The 22093-nt window shown below is 40.4% G+C and carries 19 protein-coding genes; 9 read left to right on the forward strand and 10 right to left on the reverse strand.

The window, feature by feature from the left end; all coding sequences use genetic code 11:
* Window positions 1-13: 13 nt before the first annotated feature.
* The 10 genes from K2W90_02300 to K2W90_02345 form a co-directional block, all read right to left on the reverse strand.
* Complete coding sequence (locus tag K2W90_02300) at window positions 14-1345, reverse strand: hypothetical protein (GenBank protein MBY0353173.1); 1332 nt, start codon at window positions 1343-1345, stop codon at window positions 14-16.
* 22 nt (window positions 1346-1367) lie between these two features.
* Entirely contained in the window at window positions 1368-2681 is a 1314-nt protein-coding gene (locus K2W90_02305) for a hypothetical protein (GenBank protein ID MBY0353174.1), read from the reverse strand.
* Between the two features lie 104 nt (window positions 2682-2785).
* Complete coding sequence (locus tag K2W90_02310; GenBank protein MBY0353175.1) at window positions 2786-3457, reverse strand: ankyrin repeat domain-containing protein; 672 nt, start codon at window positions 3455-3457, stop codon at window positions 2786-2788.
* Between the two features lie 28 nt (window positions 3458-3485).
* Window positions 3486-4124 (reverse strand): ankyrin repeat domain-containing protein, encoded by a 639-nt coding sequence (locus tag K2W90_02315; protein ID MBY0353176.1) that lies wholly within the window; start codon window positions 4122-4124, stop codon window positions 3486-3488.
* Between the two features lie 15 nt (window positions 4125-4139).
* Window positions 4140-4841, reverse strand: a complete 702-nt coding sequence (locus tag K2W90_02320) for an ankyrin repeat domain-containing protein (GenBank protein MBY0353177.1) — start codon at window positions 4839-4841, stop codon at window positions 4140-4142.
* On the reverse strand, window positions 4838-5566 hold the full coding sequence (locus tag K2W90_02325) for an ankyrin repeat domain-containing protein (protein MBY0353178.1): 729 nt from the start codon (window positions 5564-5566) through the stop codon (window positions 4838-4840). Before K2W90_02325 ends, K2W90_02320 begins: the two co-directional genes overlap by 4 nt.
* Before the next feature lie 124 nt (window positions 5567-5690).
* Window positions 5691-6887, reverse strand: coding sequence for a tyrosine--tRNA ligase (gene tyrS / locus K2W90_02330; GenBank protein ID MBY0353179.1), 1197 nt, complete (start codon window positions 6885-6887; stop codon window positions 5691-5693).
* Window positions 6888-6903: 16 nt separating this feature from the next.
* Window positions 6904-8211, reverse strand: a complete 1308-nt coding sequence (locus K2W90_02335; GenBank protein ID MBY0353180.1) for a site-2 protease family protein — start codon at window positions 8209-8211, stop codon at window positions 6904-6906.
* A gap of 8 nt (window positions 8212-8219) precedes the next feature.
* Complete coding sequence (locus tag K2W90_02340) at window positions 8220-8960, reverse strand: hypothetical protein (protein MBY0353181.1); 741 nt, start codon at window positions 8958-8960, stop codon at window positions 8220-8222.
* A complete protein-coding gene (locus K2W90_02345; GenBank protein ID MBY0353182.1) occupies window positions 8894-9613 on the reverse strand; it encodes a site-2 protease family protein in 720 nt (239 codons plus the stop codon). Before K2W90_02345 ends, K2W90_02340 begins: the two co-directional genes overlap by 67 nt.
* Window positions 9614-9810: 197 nt before the next feature.
* On the opposite strand from K2W90_02345, the gene K2W90_02350 reads away from it, so the two are divergent.
* The 9 genes from K2W90_02350 (at window position 9811) to K2W90_02390 (ending at window position 21950) form a co-directional block, all read left to right on the forward strand.
* Window positions 9811-12189, forward strand: a complete 2379-nt coding sequence (locus tag K2W90_02350) for a tetratricopeptide repeat protein (GenBank protein MBY0353183.1) — start codon at window positions 9811-9813, stop codon at window positions 12187-12189.
* A gap of 35 nt (window positions 12190-12224) precedes the next feature.
* Window positions 12225-14435 (forward strand): tetratricopeptide repeat protein, encoded by a 2211-nt coding sequence (locus tag K2W90_02355; GenBank protein ID MBY0353184.1) that lies wholly within the window; start codon window positions 12225-12227, stop codon window positions 14433-14435.
* Between the two features lie 122 nt (window positions 14436-14557).
* Window positions 14558-15637 carry a hypothetical protein gene (locus K2W90_02360; protein ID MBY0353185.1) on the forward strand — a complete coding sequence of 360 codons (1080 nt, stop codon included), beginning with the start codon at window positions 14558-14560 and terminating at the stop codon, window positions 15635-15637.
* A gap of 14 nt (window positions 15638-15651) precedes the next feature.
* Window positions 15652-15864: a 50S ribosomal protein L31 gene (rpmE, locus tag K2W90_02365; GenBank protein ID MBY0353186.1), complete on the forward strand. Its 213-nt coding sequence runs from the start codon at window positions 15652-15654 to the stop codon at window positions 15862-15864.
* A 15-nt stretch (window positions 15865-15879) separates the two neighbouring features.
* Window positions 15880-16941, forward strand: coding sequence for a peptide chain release factor 1 (prfA, locus tag K2W90_02370; GenBank protein MBY0353187.1), 1062 nt, complete (start codon window positions 15880-15882; stop codon window positions 16939-16941).
* A 94-nt stretch (window positions 16942-17035) separates the two neighbouring features.
* Window positions 17036-18259, forward strand: coding sequence for a hypothetical protein (locus K2W90_02375; GenBank protein MBY0353188.1), 1224 nt, complete (start codon window positions 17036-17038; stop codon window positions 18257-18259).
* 179 nt (window positions 18260-18438) lie between these two features.
* Window positions 18439-19497 carry a tRNA 2-thiouridine(34) synthase MnmA gene (mnmA, locus tag K2W90_02380; protein MBY0353189.1) on the forward strand — a complete coding sequence of 353 codons (1059 nt, stop codon included), beginning with the start codon at window positions 18439-18441 and terminating at the stop codon, window positions 19495-19497.
* 81 nt (window positions 19498-19578) lie between these two features.
* The gene (locus tag K2W90_02385) at window positions 19579-20856 is read left to right on the forward strand and encodes a hypothetical protein (GenBank protein MBY0353190.1); all 1278 of its coding nucleotides are present in this window, start codon (window positions 19579-19581) and stop codon (window positions 20854-20856) included.
* 131 nt (window positions 20857-20987) lie between these two features.
* A complete protein-coding gene (locus K2W90_02390) occupies window positions 20988-21950 on the forward strand; it encodes an MBL fold metallo-hydrolase (GenBank protein ID MBY0353191.1) in 963 nt (320 codons plus the stop codon).
* Window positions 21951-22093: the final 143 nt, after the last annotated feature.

Raw genomic sequence — 22093 nt, forward strand, 5'->3', positions numbered from 1 at the left:
ATGTTTCCTTTTTTTAGTTTGGATTTGAAGCAAGATTAATAAACTTAAGATCAGCAAAATTACTGAGTGATGCAATGCGCATGTTGCACATATGCTCTTTGCCAACAGGCTTGCGGAGCTGTTTTACCAACAGAGAGAAATCATTTGAAAACTTACTTGGCTCAATCCCCCAACCATCTAACATTTCTGGCATAGCAGCATAAATCATTTCGTCATACGACATGAGCAACGTTTGTTGGGGTTTTATCTCAAAATCTTCTTGCCTGGTAAAGCGTCGGTGAATGGTAATGGTTCCAAGATTTTCTAGCGTTTGGGCATCGAGCACCTGCCAGATGGTAATACTTTTTTGTAAAGGAATAATCGTGTTATTGGACAATTTATTGAAAAATGTATCACCTTGTTCAAATCTGCTGCGCTTAAGCACAATATTTTTGCTATCAAAATCACACGAAATGGTATCACCAATGCCATTACTTTTTCCTTGTCCAACAACAAACCATTGCCAATTTTTTGCATAATAAGCGTTTTGTGATGGCAAAAATGGGTCGATAATGTCGATGGTATAAATGCCGCGCTTGAGGAGTTGGTAGATGTCGTTGCCGCCGGCAATATAAACAATTTTGTGCCCTTGCGCTGCTCTTTCTTGCAATGCGTCGAGTGTATTTTTGTGCCAGTGTTTCCAGCCGCTGCCAACTAAATAGTTCCATAAAACGCCGTGTAAAAAACGGGCAAGGGGATAAAATTCTGCGTTCATGAGCAATTGTTGGTATTCTGGAAATGTTTGAGTGCTAAAACAATATTCAAAGAAGCGATTGGCAAGAGCGTAGCCCAGTTCTTCTTGGACCTGATGACTTGCATGCGTACACAAAAGGTTGACCAGTGCTTTGTATTTATTGATTGTAACATCATAGGTGTCAAAACCTTCAGTTTGGTTGGTTATTGCTGTTGAAAACTGATTATTTTTTAAAAAAGCAATAAATGCTGCCGGGTCAGATTCAAGTGCTGAGTATAAAAAATAAAAAATTTCATACATTTCTGGCGAGATGGTTTCTTCAAATTGGTAACCATGATCATTCATCAGATTGCCAGTAAGTGCGGGAAGAAAAGCGTCAAATTTTTTAAGAAGTGAATATGTTTTTTCAAAATTTTTTCTAAATTTTTTTAAAAAAATATCTTTTGAAAGATTATTGGTTAGTTCAGTAAAATTGCGGTCTTCAAAAACTTTTTGAACGCGAATCCATGTTTTAAAAACATTATAACTTGTTTGGTGAGTGTGGGCTGCGATAGGGTTTAAATAAATAAGACTAAGTGCCATCAAGGGCATAAAAAATCTGGTAGTAAGCATGGCTAACGAAATCCTTTCAGTACTAATTTCCTGAGTTACCCAAAGAAATAAATTGTAAATCGCTCAAATTAAGTAGTGTTGCAACGCGTATGTTAAGCATCATATCTTTTGTTGCTCGTGCGCGTAGTTGCTTAATCATTATGAAAAATTCTGGAGCTAAATTTTTAACATCAACGCCATAACCGCCCAAAAAGTCTGGAATTATAGCATGAAAAAAATCGCTAAATGACATCAAAATTATGGTGTTTTGTTTATATTCAAAATCTGAGCTACTCAAAGGTCGACGAACAAATTTGATGCGACCTAGTTCTTCTTGTGCAGTATTTTTGACTGTCCAGGTAGTGGTACTTGCTGGTATTTCTAGTGTGTTGGTTTGAGATTGTTGCAAAGAAAAGGTATTGGTAATATTAAATGATTTTCGTTCCAGAATAATGGTTTCATTGTCCCATTCAAAAGTTAGGGTGTCGCCAATTCCATTTTCTGCTTCTTCGCTTTCCACCAACCATGCGGCATTTGTAGGATATGTTTTGTTGTGAGGAGATGCAAAAGAGTCAATAATAGAAAAACTATAAATGCCTGAACGTAGCAGTTGGTAGATATCGTAACCGCCGCCAATATAAACAATTTTTTTGTTTTCTTGTGCTGCTTTTTTGAGTTGATTAAGGCAATCAAGATGCCAGCTTTCCCAGCTTTCAAGAGCGAAATGCTTCCATATGGCAACATATAAAAAACGTGCAATTGAATAGTTACTTGAGTCAAGATGCAGGTGATAGCAGGCATCAAAAGTTTCGGGACTAAAGCATAACTCAAACATGCGATTTGCTGCAGCAAGCGAATATGTGAAGCATTCTTGTGGTACGTCTTGCGCAAAAAGCATATCTAAAAGGATAGAATATTTTTCTACGGCCAAACCCGCGCCATGTCCACCATATTCTAGTGATAATGATTCTGGTGTAGACATATCTAGATTACGTAACAAGCTAATAAGTGCAGGATTTCGCCTCTCAAGGCAAGTATAAATAGTGCATAAATTATTATAAAAAACTGGATTAATAGGACGGTCAAAAGGTACGCCTTCCTGGTTGGTGAGTGCGGTAATAAATGGATAGGCTGAATTGAGCGTGACCGCGTGGCACTCGCATTGATGTTCAAAAGCATGTACAAATGCATCGTCAAGCAATGTTGCCATTGTTTCAAGATTGCGATCAGCATAGATTTTTTGTGTTGCAAACAAATTGCCAAATACTTCAGATTCTGTTTTTTGAATACCAACAAGTGTTGCAAAAAAGTTGAGTGTGAGTATGACGCCCACTAACGATAGCTTTATCTTCTTCACTACATTCTCCGTTCTTTTTGAGGGTCAATAACAGAGAAAAGCGTATCGAATGTGGCTGTTTAATGCAACTCAATTTTTAAAGTTAGTTATTTTATTTTCGTTATTTATTCAAGGTCGTCGAGTGGAAACAGTTCGTCTTCATCTTCGACTTTTGTTTGGCGAGTAGGAGTATGAACGCTTCTTACAGGCGTTATTGGCCGCAAGTAATCAATTATTCGTTTAAAATTATTGGCTCTTTTTATGTCACTTTCTGTTTTATAATCTTTGTGTTGATTGTAGCGCTGTGTTGCAATTTCAAGAGGTGTTTGCCCTGCTCCATCAATTTCTGCTCTTTGAGCGCCTTTGTGTACAAGAAATTCAACAATTGCTACGTTGCCGCTAAAACATGCCAGGTGTAAAGGTTGTGAGCGTGAGACATTTTTTGCATTTATATCGCTACCATTGCTGAATAAAAAAGAAATGAAAGCAGCTTCTTCTTCGAGTTTAAAATCTTTAAATGGATTATTGCGTTCACAAATTATATGAAGCAGTGTGTTATGTTTATTATTGAGAGGCATGTTAATAATTTTTTCCAGGAGTTTTTTATTGCATGCTTTTAAAGCTTCAAATTGTTTTTCTCTTGAGTTGTCAGAAAGAGCCAAAAGTAATTGGCTTACTTGCAATACTTCTAGTGATGTGAGAGGTAGTTTCGAGCTTAGTGCGGCAGCATGCATTGGTGTGTTAAGCTTCAACAGGCACCACACAAGTGCAAAAAAACAACCATATTTTTTAGTCATAGCTTTTTCTTTCAAATTATACGTGTGGTTACCGTGGCGTTAGGGGCCTTGCTGGTTTGGCGGGCGTAAAACAGCTTATTATTTTAGCAAACTGGGCAGATCTTATTTTATCGCATTCAGTATCTTGAGTATGGTGTGCTTTTCGCTCACTAGCAATGTTGAGGGGACTTTTTCCGTTATTGTCAGGTTCTTTTTGTGGCGCTTGATGGTTAATAAGTACGCTTACTGTTGTTACGTTGCCACTAAAGCAAGCACAATGCAATGGGTGGCTACCATAGAAATTTTTGGCATTTATTTGGCTTCCGTTATCAAGTAAAAAAATGACTATTGCAGCTTCGTATTCAGGATTAAAGTTAGCGCTGAATGCATCGCGCTTACAGACTATATGAAGTAATGTTTCGCGATATGGAGTGAGTGGTAGATTAATGATTTTTGCTAGAAGTTTGGTATCAAAGTGTTCCAGCATTTTTAGGCAAGCTTCGCTTGAAAAACAAGAGAGATTTGTGACGAGAGTCTTTATGCTTTCTTTTTGTTTTGATTTGAGTTTCAGCTCTTTTAAAACTTCTTCGTTGATGATAGAAGCGTTTGATGCTGCTGCATGAATCAATGAATTGTGCGTCAATAAACTCAGTGCGAATATCAATAAATAACAATAATTTTTTACCATAGTTTTTCCTAAAATTTATAAAATTACGCACAATCCATCACTACAAGAAGAACAGCTTTCCAAATCAAAGTTATCTTGCGCGCTTGTGCCATCGATATCTTTTATTGTTTTAATAGCGCCATTTTTTTCCAAGATATCAATGACGTCTGTGTTTGTGTCGAAGTGATAACGGTATGCCCAGTGTAACGGCGTTTGACCGTTATTGTCTTGGATATTTGGGTTGGCGTTGTGCTTAAGTAGTACCTTGATTATTGTTAAATCTCCACGTTCTGTTGCGTGGTGTAAAGGCGTACAGCCTTGCCTGCATCGTATATTTGGATTGGCGCCTGCGCGGAGTAGTGAATTTACCCAAGAAATGTTTTGTTGGTCGCACGCGATATGAAGAGCTGTTTGTCCTTGTTCATTTTTTGCGTTAATGTCCGTGGAGTTAAAGCCTCGTGTTTCGATTTCTGATTCTTCAATTATTGAGCTTTCTGCTAGTTCTGTTTCTGTTGAGTTTACCAGAGCGTTTGGTTCAAATAAGCAACAAATAATGATAAAAAAAGGTGAATTCATGTTTTTAAAAATGATAGACACCGTTTGTAAAAGTTCTTTTTCTTCTTCTTCTTCTTCTTCTTCTTCTTGAATTGAAATTATCGGCTGTTTTACTGACCCGGACGCCAAAGAATTAATTGCCAAAAAACATAAAACAAATGTGTAGTAATACCGTTTTTTCATGATGGCGTACCTAGATTTTGAGTGATACTTGGATTAGTTGATGCAAGAAGGCCTATAATTTTATAAAGATCGTCACACGGTATTTCTGGATCAAGTTGTTTGTACGCAAGATCGTATGGCGTTAGAAGAGCTGTATTTTTTACGTCGATGATTGCTTTATAAAGAACGAGCAAGTCTACTGTTTTAAACCAACCAAGCCAGCATGCTTGGTGCAGGGGTGTGTCGCCATAACGATTTTGAATGTTTGGGTCTGCGCCGTGTTCTAAAAGAAGCTCAACAAGGTGGGTTTTGCCAAAAGAGCATGCCAAATGCAATGGCGTTTGGCCATAGTTGTCTTGCTGGTTTAGACGGCTACCGGCACCAAGTAAAATATTTACCATCATTGTTTCTGCAGTAACGTTATTTGTTGATTCATTAACCCGAGAGCATGCCAGATGCAGGAGAGAGTGGTCATATTCGTCAAGAAAGGTAATAATGGGGCTAAGTGCTGGGTAAGATACTGTGTCATCGTTTGGGTTAATGATAGCAAATTCTAGCAATGTATTGAGGCATAGCGTGCTGGACTTTGTGGCAATTGTTTGAGCAAGAGCTTGCCATTGTTTTTTTGCTAAGAGAGTCTGCTCTTTTAGTAGTATTTTATGAAAAATGGAACCTCTTGCCTGGATTGGTATAACCTTGCCCACTAGAAGCCATGCGATTAGGAAAAAATAACAATGTTTTTTCATCTCGCACCGCCTTTAGGTTCTAAAAAGCAAAAATAGTTACCACTCATAACATCATTTAAAATTTTTAAGTAAAATTTCAAGATGTTTGGCAATGATAACTATTTTTTGCAAAATTTCTACAGATTTACGAAATTTTATAAATGCGGTGTTTACCAACTTTAACAATCATCCCTTGAGTACAGGTAACTTCAGCCTTAAACTCGGTGATTGTTTGACCGTCAACGTGAACCGCTTTAGATTCAATAAGTCGTTTGGCTTCTGACGAAGTAGTAATGGCGCCTAGTTCTTTGAGCAAGGTAACAATCCACACGGGGCTTTCTATTTTGCCAAGAATGTGGACTTCTTGTGCTTGAGAATAATCTTGTTTTTGAAAAAGACTTTCAAAATTTTGTTGAGCCTCATCTGCTTCTGCTTGGCCCCAGTAACGAGTAACAATACCGTGAGCCATTTGTTTTTTTGCATTCATGGGATGGAGCTTTTCGTGCCATACCTCTTCTCTCATGCGCTCAACTTCTTGCTCAGTTTTGTCTAACAATAAAAGGTAGTAACGCCACATGAGCGTGTCAGAAATTGACATGAGTTTGCCAAAAGCCTGTGTAGCAGGCTCCCATAAACCAATATAATTGCCCAAGCTTTTAGACATTTTTTTAACGCCATCAAGCCCTTCAAGCAATGGCAACGTCATAATAACTTGTGGCTCTTGGCCATACTGTTCTTGCAAATGACGGCCCATTAACAAATTAAATGTTTGGTCAGTTCCGCCCAGCTCAACGTCGGCTTCAAGTGCTACTGAGTCGTATCCCTGAAAAATTGGATAAAACAGCTCATGAAATCCAATAGCAACATTTTCTTGAAGGCGCAGTTGAAAATCTTCACGTTCAATGATGCGTGCCAGGGTTACCTGACCTGCAAGCTTAATCATGTCTACCAGGTTGAGGGTGCCCAGCCATTCTGAGTTGTAGCGAATGATTGTTTTGGCAGGGTCCAATATTTTACCCACTTGTTCAAAATAGGTATGAGCATTGGTTTTAATTTCTTCTTCAGTCATGGGTGGTCGCGTTTTAGAGCGGCCTGAAGGGTCGCCAATGCGGGCGGTAAAGTCACCAATTAAAAAGATAACGGTGTGGCCCAAATCCTGAAATTGACGCATTTTGTTTAAAACGACCGCATGGCCCAAATGAAGGTCTGGTGCCGTTGGGTCGGCGCCTAGTTTAATCTTGAGGGGTTTGTTTTTGGCCAATTTTTTTTTGAAATCTTCTTCTGGAGTAACTTGTATTGTGCCTTGTTTCAAAAATTCAAATGGATCTTTTTTTGTAGTCATGGGGTTCTCGTTTGTGTTAAAAAACTAAGCTTCGTATTATTTGTTCAGCGATAATGATTAATTGTATCAACATTGTGCGGGTTTGTGGCAATAAAAATATGAACAAAAGGAAAAAGATAGAATATTGATACAGCCAGGCAACAACGTGTGGGTAGCGCTTCATGAGTAATGCGGTAACTAGATGGCCGCCGTCAAGTGGCGGAATAGGCAGCAAATTAAAGACGCCCAGCATGATATTTACGTAGGCAGTTGCTTGCACAATGTGTACTAGTGTTAAACCAACGGCTACTGAAAACAGCCTAGCAGGAAAGTATGCTAATGCATAAAAACATACAAGTGCAAATATAAAATTTGAAGCAGGGCCTGCAAAGGCCGTTAAAACGGCATAAAAGCGGGGGTATTTAAAGTTGCGTTGATCAAATATTACCGGCTTTGCCCAACCAATTTTAAAAAGCAGTAAAAAAAGCAGCCCCAGAGGGTCAATATGAGCCAAAGGGTTGAGCGTGAGGCGGCCCTGGCGGCGGGCGGTGTTGTCGCCCAACAGCGTTGCAGCCAGTGCGTGTGAGCATTCATGTACCGAAAGAGAAATTAAAAAAGCGGGAAGCATGATAGCAAGTTGTGCAAAAAAGCCTGCGCTTGGGTTCATCATAATTTTTCCTAAAAGAATAAAAGTAACATAAAAATTTGGCTTACGAAAAAGAACCACATTTGAGTATAACGGTACGACGGTCAATAATACCAGAATCATGATTATTTGGCTCAGAGGGGGGTGAATCGGCAAGCATGACAATAACAAAAACGTGAACAAGAGTGCAAGCACAAGGTGCTTGCTAGCCTGGTAAAAACGGGGGCATTGTCTACGAAATATTGCCAAAAGATGGTTGCCATCAGAGCCGGTGGGAAAAGGAAGCAGGCTAAAAAAAACAATAATAGCATTAGCAAGCGCGCTAGTTGCAAAAATTCCTACCAGGCATGTTGCAACTGGTTTATAAAAAAGATGCACGGGCATAACAAAAATAACGAAAACACTTGTTAAAGCAATCAGAATGTTGCTAGCAGGCCCTGCCAATAGTGTTAGCGCGGTGTGCAAAGCTGGTCGCTTAAAATTTTGAAAATCATTTTGGTTAAAGGCTCGCTGTTTGGCAGGGATCAATAGGTCATATTTACTGGGAACGCATATGAATATATGATTACGTTTTATTGTGCCCCCCAGCAGGTGTGCTGTTTTTTTGTGCGCGCGCCGGTGGATGACGAGAGCAATGACAGAAGAGACAATTATGATAGTCAGTTGCAGCAAAATTTCCAGAAAGCTGGTGTCCGTCATGATTGTTCCTAAAATAAGATACTTATGAAAGAGCCAATCTTATGAAAAACAATGATAACTAAATGTATTGGGAGTGAAACAAGAAATGCCAGAAGCCAGATGCATTTACCGGTTAAGGGGCGCGTTGGTGGGAGTGCTATGAGGAAAAAGAGTACAACTGGGGTCAAAAGTAGGTAGTTGCAAACTCGCACAAAACCTGGTTTGTGTTTTTTGAGCAAGCTGTACAGGTGGTTGCCGTCAGAGCCGGTGGGAAAGGGTAATATGCTTAAAAAACCAATGATTGCATTGGTAATTGCGGTAAGTCCAAAAGCTATGCCTATGCATGTCGCAGCAGATTTAGAGAGAAGGTGCAGGGGCATAACAAGAAGTATAAGCCCGTATAACAAAGCAATTAAAATGCTGATAGCTGGTCCTGCAAACAGGGTTAACGCCGTGTGCAAAACGGGCCGCTTAAAATTTTGAAAATTATCTTGGTTAAATGCTCTTTGTTTGGCAGGTATGCGTAAGTCAGATTTGCCTAGGAAACACATGAAGCTATAGTCACTTTTAATTTTACCGCCCAGTAGGCGTGCCGCTTTTTGGTGCGCGTGTTGATGAATGGCCAATGAAATAAAAAAAACGACAAGCAAAGCAATCAGTTGGGGCCAAATGTCAAAGAAGCTGACGCTCATGATGATCGTTTCTAAAATAACATGCGGAACATGAGCTGCTTGATGGTGCTGCTTGCCATGGCAAGAACTCCCCACCACAGGTCGCTGACTACCGGCATTAAAAAGAGTACCATAACAATAATCAGTGAATATTCTTCAAGCCACTCAACAATGTAACGCTTGTTGTAGGGTAGGCAGTAATGCAAAATGTAGCCGGCATCAAAAGGAGGAATTGGTACCAGGTCGAGCACGCCAAACCAAATGGCAATATCAATAACGCCCTTAAAAATTTCAAGTAACGTGAGTGCTATGTAAGGCGGTAGGCTGCTGAAAGGTACAAACCTGAATAATAAGAAGACGCAAAATGCCAATAGAAAATTGCCCATTGAGCCAGCAAGGCACGTCATGATGCCGCCCAGTTTATAATGTTTAAAATTGCTGTCGTCAATTGGAACATGAATAGTCCAACGCACGCCCAGTGCCAACAACATAAAAAGAAGTAGTTGGCGAGGGATAGTGCCGGTTAGCAAGCTACCAATTAAAAAGAAGAAGATAATAAAAATACTTAAGCCAACAATATCAAGGTGCACCAGTGGGTTTAAGCTCAAAAAGCCGTGACGTTTTGGCGTGTTGTCTCCCATGCAATAAGCTATTAATGCTTTAAAAAAACCGCGAAAGGTAAAAACAAGAAGAAAGATGGGGAAGAGGAGTGCTAGTTCGTTTATCAAGCCCAAAAAATATGGTGTTACCATTTGTTATGCCCTAAAAAATCAAAGTGCCGCATTATACCTTCAAAACTCAAAGATTAAGCAAGTTTGGCTTGATGGTCAAATATCTTGCAAATAACGCAGATCTTCTTTTTATTCGACATCTTCTTTTTTTGGATTAGAATTTTCGGTAGAGAGCAAGGGCCCAATGAAGAGCTTGAGTAAAACAAGGAGAAGATGCAATGACGAAGAGTAAGAAAAAAAATGATCATATTGTTGATCAGGTTAATGTTTCTGCCGCTGGTGACGCTGTTAACAAACGAGAGCTGACGTTATGGGAAAAAATTTTGCCCCCCGCTATCTTGAGTCTTATAACGCTTATTATTTATGCCCCTTCGCTCAGCTACCCCTTTCAGTTTGATGATATCGCTAATATTACCAAAAAGTTTGCCATTAGGTTTGACAATCCCTTAGGTCGCTGGTGGACAAATTCGCGTTGGTTTGGCGACTGGTTAAACACGCTCAATTTTCAAATTGGTCGATTCGATCCATTTTCTTATCGCTTGTTCAATGTGATGATTCATCTTGCAACTGGTGCGTTTGTATTCTTTTTAGTCTTAAGCTTGTGTCGGCAGATTAAGGGTTTTTTACACAATAACGCGTTGCTGATAGCCACCGCAACATCAGCACTATTTTTGTTGCATCCGGTTCAGTCGCAAACGGTAAGTTATGTTATTCAAGCCCGTATTGAGGGTCTTGCAACGCTTTTCATTGTTGCAACTATAACATTTTTTGTGCAGGCATTTACGACAAAAAATACAACAAATCGTTGGCTTTTTTTAGCGTTGTCTTTTGTGATTGGATTTTTTTCCTGTGGGACCAAAGAAATTGTTATTGTGCTGCCGATTTTATTAATTATTACTGACTGGTTTTTTGTTGCACAACAACAGTGGTCAAGTTTTAAAAAACGCTTGTGGGTGCATGCACTCTTTACCGTTTTTATTATTGGTTTAATGATGCACTATTTGGGTGTTGGTTTTGCCAAGCAGGTTGTTTCGCTTGATACTGCTACGACTAACAATCGTGGTAATGTGTTGACGGTAGAGCCATTGGACGATATTACGCCGTACATGTTCTTTATTTCTGAATTTAAAGTTATTTTGCACTACTTGTTTATTTTCTTGGTACCGCTTGGTATTAGTGTTGAATATGATTGGAAGTTGGCTAAGGGCTTTTTGGCAATTGATTCCTTTTTTCCATTTTTAGCACTCCTTGCCATTGCGGCCTACATTCTTTGGGCAATGGTAAAAAAACGTCATACGTTTGTTGCGTACGGCCTTACTTGGTTTTTGGTATCAGTAGCACCCCGCTCTAGCTTCTTTCCGTCGCCAGAATTGGTTTGCGATTATAAAACCTATCTAGCTTCAATTGGCATGCTGTTTATCATGAGCGTGGGGCTGGCGTATGTGCTCAATAAAGCTGGTGCGTGGGTTCGATCAGCCGACTTTTTTAAACAATTTGCCGGTAAAAGTTATGCGCGAGAATTTAACATCAGTTTAGTAATGTTAGCATTAGTTTGTGTTCCATATAGTGTGGGCACTGTATTTCGTAATCAAATTTGGCGCTCTGCTGTTGATTTTTGGGAAGACAATGCAAAAAAAGCTCCTGGCAAGGCGCGTGTTCACAACAATCTTGGTGTTGCGTATTCTGAAGTAGAAAAGCTTGACGAAGCAATACTTGCTTATAAAAAAGCAATCTCAATGGACCGGCATTATCAAGATCCACTGAGCAATATTGCCGTTGCTTATTCAATGAAGGGCGAGATTGACAAAGCAATAGAATCATTACGTTCTGCAATTCAAATTTGTCCAAACTACGCAGAAGCATACAACAATATTGGTTCGTTGTTGTTGCAAAAAGAAGAATTTGATGATGCTGAACGTGCGCTTAATTTCGCATTACATTTGCGTCCTTACTATGGCAAGGCGCACTACAACCTTGCGCGGATGTACGAAATAAAAAATAATGAAGAAAAGATGTGGTATCATTTAAAGCAGGCAACGTTGGGTGATTTAGATGTTGCTGAGGTATTTTTTAAGCTTGGATTGATGGGTTTGAAGTTACAAAAATATGACGAAGCGGTACAAGCACTTGAAACAACCTTGGCGCGCGGTATGCAAAATGAGCAGGTCTGGTTTAATTTGGCCAATGCTTACTTTATGGTTAATCAATTTGATAAAGCTGAGTCTATCTTTTTACGTTTAGTACAAAGCAATCCGCTGGACAAGCGCTATGTTTATAATTTGGCAGAAACGCATTTTAGTAAAGCTGAATATGAAAAAGCGTTAGGCTTGTTCAAAAAATCTACGACCTTTACAGACCCGTTGCCGCAGGCATTTTTTAGAGTTGCCAAGTGTTTTGAAATGCTCAAGCAAAATGATTATGCAAAGGGATATTTGAATGATTTATTAACACTTAAATCTGACGATAATTTTAAAAATGCCGTGAATACAGAACTTGCTCGCTTGTCGTTACAAGAAAAAATGATTGAAGGTAACGGCTCGGTAAAATTAGAAGATATTAAGCAAGCGGCGGCGCAAGCGTCTCGATCTGTTGCGTAGTGAAGAACGTATGAGAAGTTAGAGGGAGAAATGCAATGAACAAAACGAATAGTTTTGAAACGATCAAAAAATGGGCTCTGCAGCCAGGCATTATTATTCCAACTTTGTTAGCGCTGGCTACATTTTTATTTTATCAAGCATCATTGTGGTACGGATTTGTTTTTGATGATTTACCAACCATAGTTGAATATTTTTATGTTCGTGTTTTTGATCCTGCTAAGCAATTTTTTGCAAACTCGCGGTGGGTGTCGCGTATTTTAAATCAATTTACGTATCATTACTGGCAAACCGATCCGTTTGCTTATCGTATTTTTAATCTTTTTTTGCACATTACTATTGGCATAATGATTTTTGCATTATTGGTAATGGTATTTAAAGATTTGAAAAAGAATGACTTTTTGCAGCGTAATGCTTATCTGTTGGCAACGTTGGTGAGCGGTCTTTTTTTGCTGCATCCGGTACAAACGCAAACAGCGACTTATATAACACAAATGCGCCTTGAAGGCTTGGTAGTTTTCTTTACTTTTGCCGTGTTGCTTACCTTTGCCTTGGCGGTGAAAGCAAAAAGCCGAAATGCGCAAATTGGTTGGTATGCGTTTTCGTATGTATTAACCGCTTTTGGTGTTGGTACCAAAGAAGCCATTGTTGTGCTGCCGGTACTTACTATGCTGTTTGATTGGTTCTTTTTGGCTGAAGGTGATTGGAAGCAATTTGTAAGCCGTTGGTACATTCATGGCATGTACTTTTTGATAATGCTTGGTTTGTTGGTAAAATTTAACATCATCAGAATTAACTATCTTTCAACGGTTACGGTAACGCCTCTTGCCAACAATCGTGGTAATGTGCTTACTGAAGCGGTGGCTGAAAAAATAACCCTTTTCCCCTACTTTATCTCTCAATTTAAAATTATTTTGCATTATATTAAGATTTTTTTCTGGCCGTTTGATTTGTCGTTTGATTATGATGTGCGTCTTTCAAAGGGCATTTTTAATCTAGATGTCTTTGTGCCCTTTTTGATATTACTTTCACTAGCTGGGGCTGCATTACGTTTGTGGTGGCAAGATAAAACTAATGTCATTAGTTTTTGTATTGCATGGTTTTTTATTTCTATTGCCCCGCGCGCTAGTATTTTCCCTTCAACAGAATTGGTGTGTGACTACAAAACGTATCTTTCTTCTTTTGGTGCTATGCTTTTAATTGCTGTTGGTTTTGCACATTTAATTAAAATGGCAACCAGCTCGTTAACCAAAGAAAAAATGCAAACGTATAGCATTGGTATGGTTAGTGCATTGGTTGTATTAATGGGTTATGCAACGCAAACCAGAAATGTAGTGTGGAGTTCAGAATTAGCATTTTGGAAAGATGCGAGCGAAAAATCGGGTAAGGCACGCTGTTTTAATAATCTTGGTACGTCTCTTTACACTATTGGCAAAACAACCGAAGCCGTTGAAGCTTTTAATATGGCTATAAAAAAAGATAATTGGTACGCAGAGCCGCATATTAATTTGGGTTCAATTTATCAAAATCAAGGCGATAACGACAAGGCGTTCGACCATTACCGCCAAGCAATTGAAATTGGTGAAGGGCATCCAGAATTGTTCCACAATCTTGGTATTTTGCATTACACCACTAACAACCTTGAAGCAGCAGAGATATGCTTTAAACAGGCCCTTGAGTTGCGTCCGTACTATAGCAGAGCACATATTACGCTGGGTAAAATGTATCAGCAACAAAATCGCATGACTGAGGCTGCTCAGTCTTTTGAAGCTGCACTCAACGGTGATTATCAAGATCAAGAGACGCACTATTTGTGTGCTGCTTCTTTTTATAGTATTGGTAATTATGAGCGTGCTGTTCAACTCTTGGAGTCAATGGACAAAAACTACCAAGATGTTGCTACTTTGTTGGGCGGTTCGTATTACAGTTTAGGCAAATATCGTGAAGCGGCCGAACACTTTGGTCTTGCCTTCAAACGCAGCAATGGAGACATTGGTTTGTGTTATAACTATGCTCAAGCATTGCTTCACGCACACAATTATGAAGAAGCATTGGCTATGTTTAAACTGTGCAATGAAAAAGATCATGAAAGCTTCCCATACTCGCAACTTCATATTGCCAAGTGCTTGAACGAGCTTGGTCAGCGCACACAAGCTGCCGACGAATTGCGTCAACTTGTTGCAAAAACTAAGCATGATAATGTAAAACAAGATGGCATGAGCTTAATGAAAGAAATTGGGTTGGCATAAACTATTTGTAAGTTAAAAATAAAAAAAGGGCTCTCGTAAAAAGAGGGCTCTTTTTTTTTATGTGTGCGCTATACTTTTACTTTGGTTAAGAAGTTAATTAAGTTAAAAATTTGAGGTGTTGCATGATAGAAGAAGTACGGTTGTGGCCAAACAAGTTGCGTGATGGCCTTGCATGTGCGCAAACATTTATTAAGCAATTTGGCAATAAGCTGCCTGGGCGGGTACACACAGTAGCTTTTGTTGGCATGGGTGGTTCCGGTATTGTAGGCCGCATGCTCAAGCCTTTTTTAGACCAAGCTGGTGTTGCGTCAACCGTTATTGCCACTTCGATATTGCCTACGTACCTTGATAGGGCACTTATTGTGGAGGAATCAGACCCATTTGCCTCCCCTTCTTTTTCTATGCCGCTAATGTTTGCTTACCAAACACTTGCTGTAGTCATTTCCTACTCCGGCAATACCTGGGAAACGCTTGATGCTTTGGAGCAGCTGATTGCAAAAAAGGTTCCCACGCTGGTTATTACGCACGGTGGTCGGGCGCTTGAGCTGGCAAAAAAACATGGGCTGCCTTACGTTGTGGTTCCAGAGTCTAAAACGCCGCGCTCGGCACTTGGTACCTTTTTGGGCTTTTTTATGGCCCTTTTTGAGTACCAGGATTTGTTAAAAGATGGTAAAAAAATGGTTGAGGGCTTTATTAGCCACGCTGAAAAAAATCTGCCCATTTTGACTGAAAAGTCTTATTTTGATGATTTTTTAGCAGCTGTTGGTAATAATGAATTTTTCCATATTTGGGGAGTTAGTGGAGAGAGTGAGGCTTTTGCCTACCGTGCCCAGACTCAATTTAATGAAAACGCCAAGGTTCATGCGGTAAGTTCGGCCTTTCCTGAGTTGTGCCATAATTTGATTGTTGGCTTTACCCAGGCACAAAAAGCCCCTTTTGTTCTATTTTTCTACACTAATTTCTTGTCAGAAAACCTCAAAAAAGCCGTTTTAGCCACGGAAGAACTTATGCAGGAATGCCGGGTTAATCTTTACAAACCGCCTATTTTGGGCGATACTTTGAGTGATCAGTTGTTTAACATGGTTTTATGGGCTGATTGTGCGTCCTATTATCTAGCGCAAAATCGAGGCATTGAAACTGCTCCGGTCCGTTTAATTGACGCACTCAAAAAAAAGCATCAGCAAAAAGGCATTATTGTATAAAAGCGAGGATTACAATGAAACAAGGTATTCACCCAGAAATTAACGAAGTAACTGCTCATTGCGTATGCGGTAGCACATTTCAAACAATAACAACATCAAAAGATCTTGATGTCGATATTTGTTCACAATGCCATCCGCTTTTCACTGGCGAGCAAAGATTTGTTGATACCGCTGGTCGTATTGAAAAGTTCCAACAACGTTACGACAAAACAAACAAAAAACGATAAGAGCGTCACGCTTATATGTTAGATTGGAATGCAATACAAGCTGAGTATGATCAGCTTGTTGGAAAACTTTCTTCTTCTTCGGTTGCCCCAAAAGAGCGCATAGAACTTCAACGTCGCGCTTCACAGCTTTCAGGCTTACTCAAGTTGCATAAAGAAATTGAAGCACTTGAGCAAACTATTGCTGAAAATGAGCAACAAGCAGCAAACGAAGAAGGTGAGCTCAAAGATCTTTATTTGGAGGAAATTGAAGAATCCAAAAAACAGGTCAAAGAACTTACTAAGGAACTTGAAGACATTCTTTATCCAGCAGACGAGCACGATAGCCGTTCGGTTTTTCTTGAAATTCGGTCAGGCGCTGGCGGACAAGAAGCCGCGCTTTTTGCCGCAGACCTGTTCCGCATGTATTCCAACTATGCCCTGACCAGACATTGGACCATGTCGATTGTTGAAGCAAACGATACCGACATTGGCGGGTACAGTAAAATTGTTGCGCATATCAAAGGCAAAAACGTTTACAAATACTTTAAGCATGAGTCTGGTGTGCATCGCGTGCAGCGCGTTCCAAAAACTGAAACCGCTGGTCGTGTTCATACTTCAACGGTTACTGTTGCAGTAATGCCCGAAGTTGAAGACGTTGAAGTGAACATTGAGCAAAAAGACTTGCGTATTGATGTGTACCGTTCAACTGGTGCTGGTGGGCAGCACGTTAACACGACTGACTCGGCCGTGCGCATTACGCATATTCCAACCGGCGTTGTTGTTTCGTGTCAAGATGAGCGCTCTCAAATTAAAAATAGAGCGCGTGCTATGAAAGTTTTGCAGTCGCGTATTTATGAGGCTGAGCGTGAGAAGCGCGAAGCTGAGCAAAGTGCGCAGCGCAAAGAACAAATTGGTTCTGGTGATCGTTCAGAAAAAATTCGTACCTATAATTTCCCTCAAAATCGTATAACCGACCATCGCATTGATGTCACGCTTAAAAAGCTTGATTTGGTGATGGACGGTGATCTTAATGACTTGCTCGAGCCACTGATCGACTGGGATCGTGAGCAACGACGCAAGAAAAGTTCCATCGACTAAAACGCTTTATTCTTTTCTAGAACCTTTCAAATTTTTCGGCTATAGTACCAAAACTTGTGTAACTATAGTACTAATTTTTATGAGAGGATTGCTTATGTTTGGTATCGTCGAATTTTTGATGAAAGATAATCATTATATCAGTATCATCGGTATTTTTGTCATTATTGGCGTTGCTTTTCTCTTCTCAAAAAATAAATCAAAAGTTAGTCCCCGCTTAGTTGCAAGTGCTCTTACGATGCAATTTGTGTTTGCATTTTTCATTTTGAACACCAGTCTTGGCAGAAATATTTTCTTGGCAATATCACATGGTTTTCAAGCGCTGTATCAATTTGCCGACGAAGGTGCACGTTTTGTTTTTGGTAACCTGGCAGACATTCAAGGGCCATGGGGTATGGTTTTTGCCATCAAAGTTATCCCAACCATTATTTTCTTTGGTGCGTTGATGGGTTTGTTGTTCCATCTGGGCATTGTACAAATTTTTGTTAAAGGATTGGCAATTGTGATTCGCCCAATTTTGGGAACCTCTGGCGCTGAAACACTTTCAGTTGCTGCCAATAGCATGCTTGGCCAAACCGAAGCGCCCTTGCTTATCAAGCACTACTTGCCAAAAATGACTTCATCAGAAATGTTGCTGGTCATGGTTGGCGGTATGTCGCACTTAAGTGGCTCGCTGTTGGCCGTTTATGGCAGCATGGGTGTGCCAATCGAACACTTACTCTCTTCAACCATCATGGCCATTCCTGGTGCTGTTTTGATAGCAAAAATTCTGATACCAGAAACTGAAACGCCAGAAACAATGGGCGGCAGTGAACTCAAACTTGAAATTGAAACCAAAAATTCGCTCGACGCAATTTCGCGGGGCACAACTGATGGTTTAAGCCTGGCGGTTAACGTTGGCGCTATGCTGATTGCGTTTATTAGTTTGATGGCGCTGGTTAACACCATTTTGGTTTCAACGGTTGGCATGTCGCTTAACGATATTTTTGCAAAAGCATTTTATGTTGTGGCGTTCTTTTTGGGTATTGCACCAGAAGACCGTTCACTGGCTGCAAGCTTGTTGGGACAAAAAGTGGTGATCAATGAATTTGTTGCGTATGCAACGTTTACCGGCTCTGAAATGCTTGAGCGTTCACGCGCTATTATGACTTATGCGTTGGCCGGTTTTTCGAACTTTTCTTGCATTGGCATTCAAATTGGCGGTATTGGTGCTATCTGTGCAAGTAAGCGCACTATGTTGACCAAGCTTGGTTTGTTGGCGCTTTTGGGTGGTATGCTGACCAACTTACTTAATGCTGCTATTGCAAGCTTGTTTGTTTAAGATTTAATTTTTTAGTATTTTTAACGGGTCTGGCGTTTTGCCAGGCCCTGTTTTTTAGGCGTTTTTGTCTAGAATAGGCTTTTTTAGGGCCTAAAAGTGCCTTCAATAAAAACGTTTTTTGTGTTATTCTGAAACTTAATAGGTCTTAATGGGGGTCCATTTTAACACGCGAATACCGTATGAAGATTGCAGTTTTAGTCTCTGGCGGGGTAGACAGCTCCGTAGCCTTGGCGCTTCTCAAAGCACAAGGACATGATGTTACCGCTTTTTATCTTAAAATCTGGCTCGAAGATGAGCTTGCTTATTTGGGCGATTGTCCCTGGGAGCAAGATCTTGCTTACGCTCGTGGTGTGTGCGAACAGCTAGAAGTCCCGCTTGAAGTAGTGCCACTGCAAGAAGCTTATTGGAGCAAGGTAGTTTCTTATACTATTGCCGAAGTTAAGGCCGGCCGCACGCCAAGTCCAGATTTGATGTGTAATCAACTCATAAAATTTGGTGCCTTTTTTGATACGTTGGATCCAAGCTTTGAAAAAGTTGCAACCGGGCACTATGCTCAGGTTGAAGAAGTTGATGGGCGCTTTGTACTCAAAAAAGCACAAGATCCTGTTAAAGACCAGACCTATTTTTTGTCGCAACTCAGCCAAGCGCAACTTGCGCGCATTTTGTTTCCAATCGGCCATTTACCAAAAGCAGACGTGCGTGCGCTCGCGGCAGAGTTTAATTTGCCAACGCAAAGTCGCAAAGACAGTCAGGGTATTTGTTTTTTGGGCAAAATAAAGTTTAGTGATTTTGTAAAACATCATCTTGGTACAAAAAAAGGTGATTTGATAGAATTTGAAACGAATCAAAAGATTGGCGAGCACGAAGGCTTTTGGTACTACACCATTGGCCAGCGCAAGGGCATAGGCCTTTCGGGCGGTCCTTGGTTTGTGGTGTCAAAAGATACTGATCGCAATCTTGTTTACATTTCAAAATGTTATTACGAACCCGACAAACAGCGTAACAGTTTTGAAGTGCATCATTTTAATTGGCTTTCTGGTAAACCGGCAGATCTTACTGGTTTAAATCTTAAACTGCGCCACGGTGAGCTTTCGTACATGTGCTCAGTAACGTTTCTTGATAGCCACCAAACACGCGCGTTGGTAGTTATTGACGGTCAAGACCAAGGCATAGCGCCCGGTCAGTTTGCGGTGTTTTATCAGGGCGATGTTTGTCTTGGTTCGGCAACTATTTGCTGATATCCCCTTTTTCTTTCTTTTTTCTGCCCATTTTTTATAAGCTTATCGAAATGTTTGTTATGTGGCGGGGAGAGGAATGTTATGAAGATTCGTTTCGCTAAAACTCTTTGGTTGTGTGCGCTCTTTTTTGCGTTGTCTCGTGGTGTTTGCCCAACAGCGCTTGATGACTTGGGCACTGCTTTAAATGCTTTAAAAACTAAGCTTGCTCAGTTGTCTCAAGATTTGTTGGTCATGAATCAAGCTTTTTTGCTTGCTGCTTTGCGCGATGTTGCCGACGGAGAGCGAAAAATTTTTAATCGAACATCAGTGCCTCAAAGTTATGATCAATGTGGTTACTACGCTGCTATTAACGGGGCTATGATGTGGCAAGAGGCCTTTAATAATCCTGATGTGCCGGCAGATGCTTTGACGCGTAACGCCCCGGCCAGGTGGAAAGCTGAAGCAGAAGCTTTATTTGTTCAGTACGGGACGCCGGTTGCTGATGCGTCAGCCGCCGTTGATGCGTTTAGGCAAAAACTGATTAGTGTTAATTTTTGTAAACCTGGAGAGATGAAGGCTTTTGATGCACATTTGCTTAAATGTTTTATAACATTTGGCTTGCTAAAACAAGAGCTTGAGCAAACTAAAAAAGTTGAGTACGACCAAATTATTGCTGAATTAGCAACACAAACCAAAGAGAGCTTGCAACATAGTCCCACAAAAAATTGGACGTTTGGTGCGCGAGGCTTTTTGCGGTTTGCCCAGGGTTTAGATAATATTCTTAAAAACAATCTTGCAGCTGCTGCTGAGTACTACTGGCCGGTTGGACCAGTAGGTTCTTTATCAAGTCGCGAAAGTTTTTATCTGCTGGCGATGATGCTAAAAGATGACGACGTAATAAAAAGATTGCTTGATCCTGTTCCAGACCCAGGGCACTATTTTTGGAAAATGACCGATAGATTTTTTCTATATCCTTGCATGCAAAAAGTTTATCAAACGCAGACCAAGGGCGATTCAGGGGCAGGTATTAGTACGCAGTACCTTCAAGCTGGAAATTATTGGCAAGCTTTTTTAAAAGAAAAATTTCCACATTTTATTAGAAATATTCGTAAGTTCCGGCAAGATGGCTCACCGCAGTTTATTATGTATAATCCTAACCAATCTCATTGGACGGTTATGATTATGACAACTAAAGGCCTTTTCTGTTCTGATTCGATTGGTGGGGTTGTTGCCGATCCAGCTCAAAAAGTTACCAACAATGCTCAAAAGAATATTGTCTATGATCTTTTTACTGGTCGTGGGCCGTATGCTGACTTGGATGCTATTGAGGCTGGCTTGCAGGCGCGCGCATTGGCAGAAGGTGTTGTGCCGGTACTATAAATTATTGTTTCAATTTGAAATTTTTTTATACATTTTAAAATTGTTTAATTTCGTAGTATACTCAGCAATCTAGATCAATCTTTCACTACTATCATTATTTTGTGTACACGGATTTTAACCAAAACAAAAGCATGAAAATTAAACCGCATCGTTGGCAACGACGATTTTACAATCATCATCGTGACAGTATTTGGCAGCATGTGCTGAGCATGGCCCGCACTGTTGTTCATTTTTTAAAAGATAAATTTTTATCGTTCAACAAAGATTTACCAGTTGCTTTTGCTGAGTGGCAATGTGCAAGCGCTCCAAAAGAGCGTAGTGCCCAACCAATTATTACCTGGATTGGTCACGCAACTTTTTTGATTCAGATTGGTGATCTCAACATTTTAACCGATCCGGTATTTTTTGAAATTTCAGCACTCACGCCACGCTTGGTACCGCCTGCGTTAACCATTGAGCAGTTGCCGCGTATCGATTATATTGTGATTTCGCACAATCATCCCGACCATTTAGACAAGCGGAGCATACAAGCGCTACGCCATCACAACGCAACTATTTTGACACCACTTGGCAATAAATGTTTGCTTGAGCAGTGGGGTTTAACCAACGTTGTGGAAAAAGATTGGTGGGAGGCAGAATCACTTAATGCGTACAATCTTTCATTCCATTGCCTGCCAGCAGCACACTGGTCAGCGCGTCATGCGTTTGATTTTAACAAAGCCCTGTGGGCAAGTTGGATGATTGAGCATAATGGCTTTAAGATTTATTTTGCCGGCGACACGGCATACTCACCCCACTTTAGTTTGATTGCAAAATATTTTTCTTTAATTGATATTGCGCTTTTGCCCATTGGTCCCAACGAGCCGCGCCACATTATGAAAGGTTCGCATGTCAATACCCAGGAAGCGGTGCAGGCGTTTTTAGATTTGGGCGCGCGTCATTTTATCCCCATGCACTGGGGCACTTTTAAAGCAGGTACCGATACTTTTAATGGCCCTCTACTTCTTTTGCAAGAATTATGGCAGACTCATGCTGGAGCGTTGTTAAATAAAACGCTTCATGTGGTAAAGTTTGGAGAGCCACGCGTTTTTTAGTCTTTTGCTTCCTTCTGCACCCTATCCTTCGACCCTTCGAGACAGAACTCTACGAGTTCTTCCTCAGGGCAGGCGGGAAGGGCCTTTAGTCCCGAGCTTGACGAGGGATCAGGACGAACGGGCTACGAAGGACAAGAGGCGTA

The sequence above is a fragment of the Candidatus Babeliales bacterium genome, from assembly GCA_019749895.1.
Classification (GTDB): domain Bacteria; phylum Babelota; class Babeliae; order Babelales; family RVW-14; genus AaIE-18.

Excerpts from the sequence above, each read along its gene's own strand:
- K2W90_02300 (MBY0353173.1), bottom strand. The coding sequence starts at position 1,345 with ATGCTTACTACCAGATTTTTTATGCCCTTGATGGCACTTAGTCTTATT.
- K2W90_02310 (MBY0353175.1), bottom strand. The coding sequence starts at position 3,457 with ATGACTAAAAAATATGGTTGTTTTTTTGCACTTGTGTGGTGCCTGTTG.
- K2W90_02315 (MBY0353176.1), bottom strand. The coding sequence starts at position 4,124 with ATGGTAAAAAATTATTGTTATTTATTGATATTCGCACTGAGTTTATTG.
- K2W90_02320 (MBY0353177.1), bottom strand. The coding sequence starts at position 4,841 with ATGAAAAAACGGTATTACTACACATTTGTTTTATGTTTTTTGGCAATT.
- K2W90_02325 (MBY0353178.1), bottom strand. The coding sequence starts at position 5,566 with ATGAAAAAACATTGTTATTTTTTCCTAATCGCATGGCTTCTAGTGGGC.
- tyrS (MBY0353179.1), bottom strand. The coding sequence starts at position 6,887 with ATGACTACAAAAAAAGATCCATTTGAATTTTTGAAACAAGGCACAATA.
- K2W90_02335 (MBY0353180.1), bottom strand. The coding sequence starts at position 8,211 with ATGACGGACACCAGCTTTCTGGAAATTTTGCTGCAACTGACTATCATA.
- K2W90_02345 (MBY0353182.1), bottom strand. The coding sequence starts at position 9,613 with ATGGTAACACCATATTTTTTGGGCTTGATAAACGAACTAGCACTCCTC.
- K2W90_02350 (MBY0353183.1), top strand. The coding sequence starts at position 9,811 with ATGACGAAGAGTAAGAAAAAAAATGATCATATTGTTGATCAGGTTAAT.
- K2W90_02355 (MBY0353184.1), top strand. The coding sequence starts at position 12,225 with ATGAACAAAACGAATAGTTTTGAAACGATCAAAAAATGGGCTCTGCAG.
- K2W90_02360 (MBY0353185.1), top strand. The coding sequence starts at position 14,558 with ATGATAGAAGAAGTACGGTTGTGGCCAAACAAGTTGCGTGATGGCCTT.
- rpmE (MBY0353186.1), top strand. The coding sequence starts at position 15,652 with ATGAAACAAGGTATTCACCCAGAAATTAACGAAGTAACTGCTCATTGC.
- prfA (MBY0353187.1), top strand. The coding sequence starts at position 15,880 with ATGTTAGATTGGAATGCAATACAAGCTGAGTATGATCAGCTTGTTGGA.
- K2W90_02375 (MBY0353188.1), top strand. The coding sequence starts at position 17,036 with ATGTTTGGTATCGTCGAATTTTTGATGAAAGATAATCATTATATCAGT.
- mnmA (MBY0353189.1), top strand. The coding sequence starts at position 18,439 with ATGAAGATTGCAGTTTTAGTCTCTGGCGGGGTAGACAGCTCCGTAGCC.
- K2W90_02385 (MBY0353190.1), top strand. The coding sequence starts at position 19,579 with ATGAAGATTCGTTTCGCTAAAACTCTTTGGTTGTGTGCGCTCTTTTTT.
- K2W90_02390 (MBY0353191.1), top strand. The coding sequence starts at position 20,988 with ATGAAAATTAAACCGCATCGTTGGCAACGACGATTTTACAATCATCAT.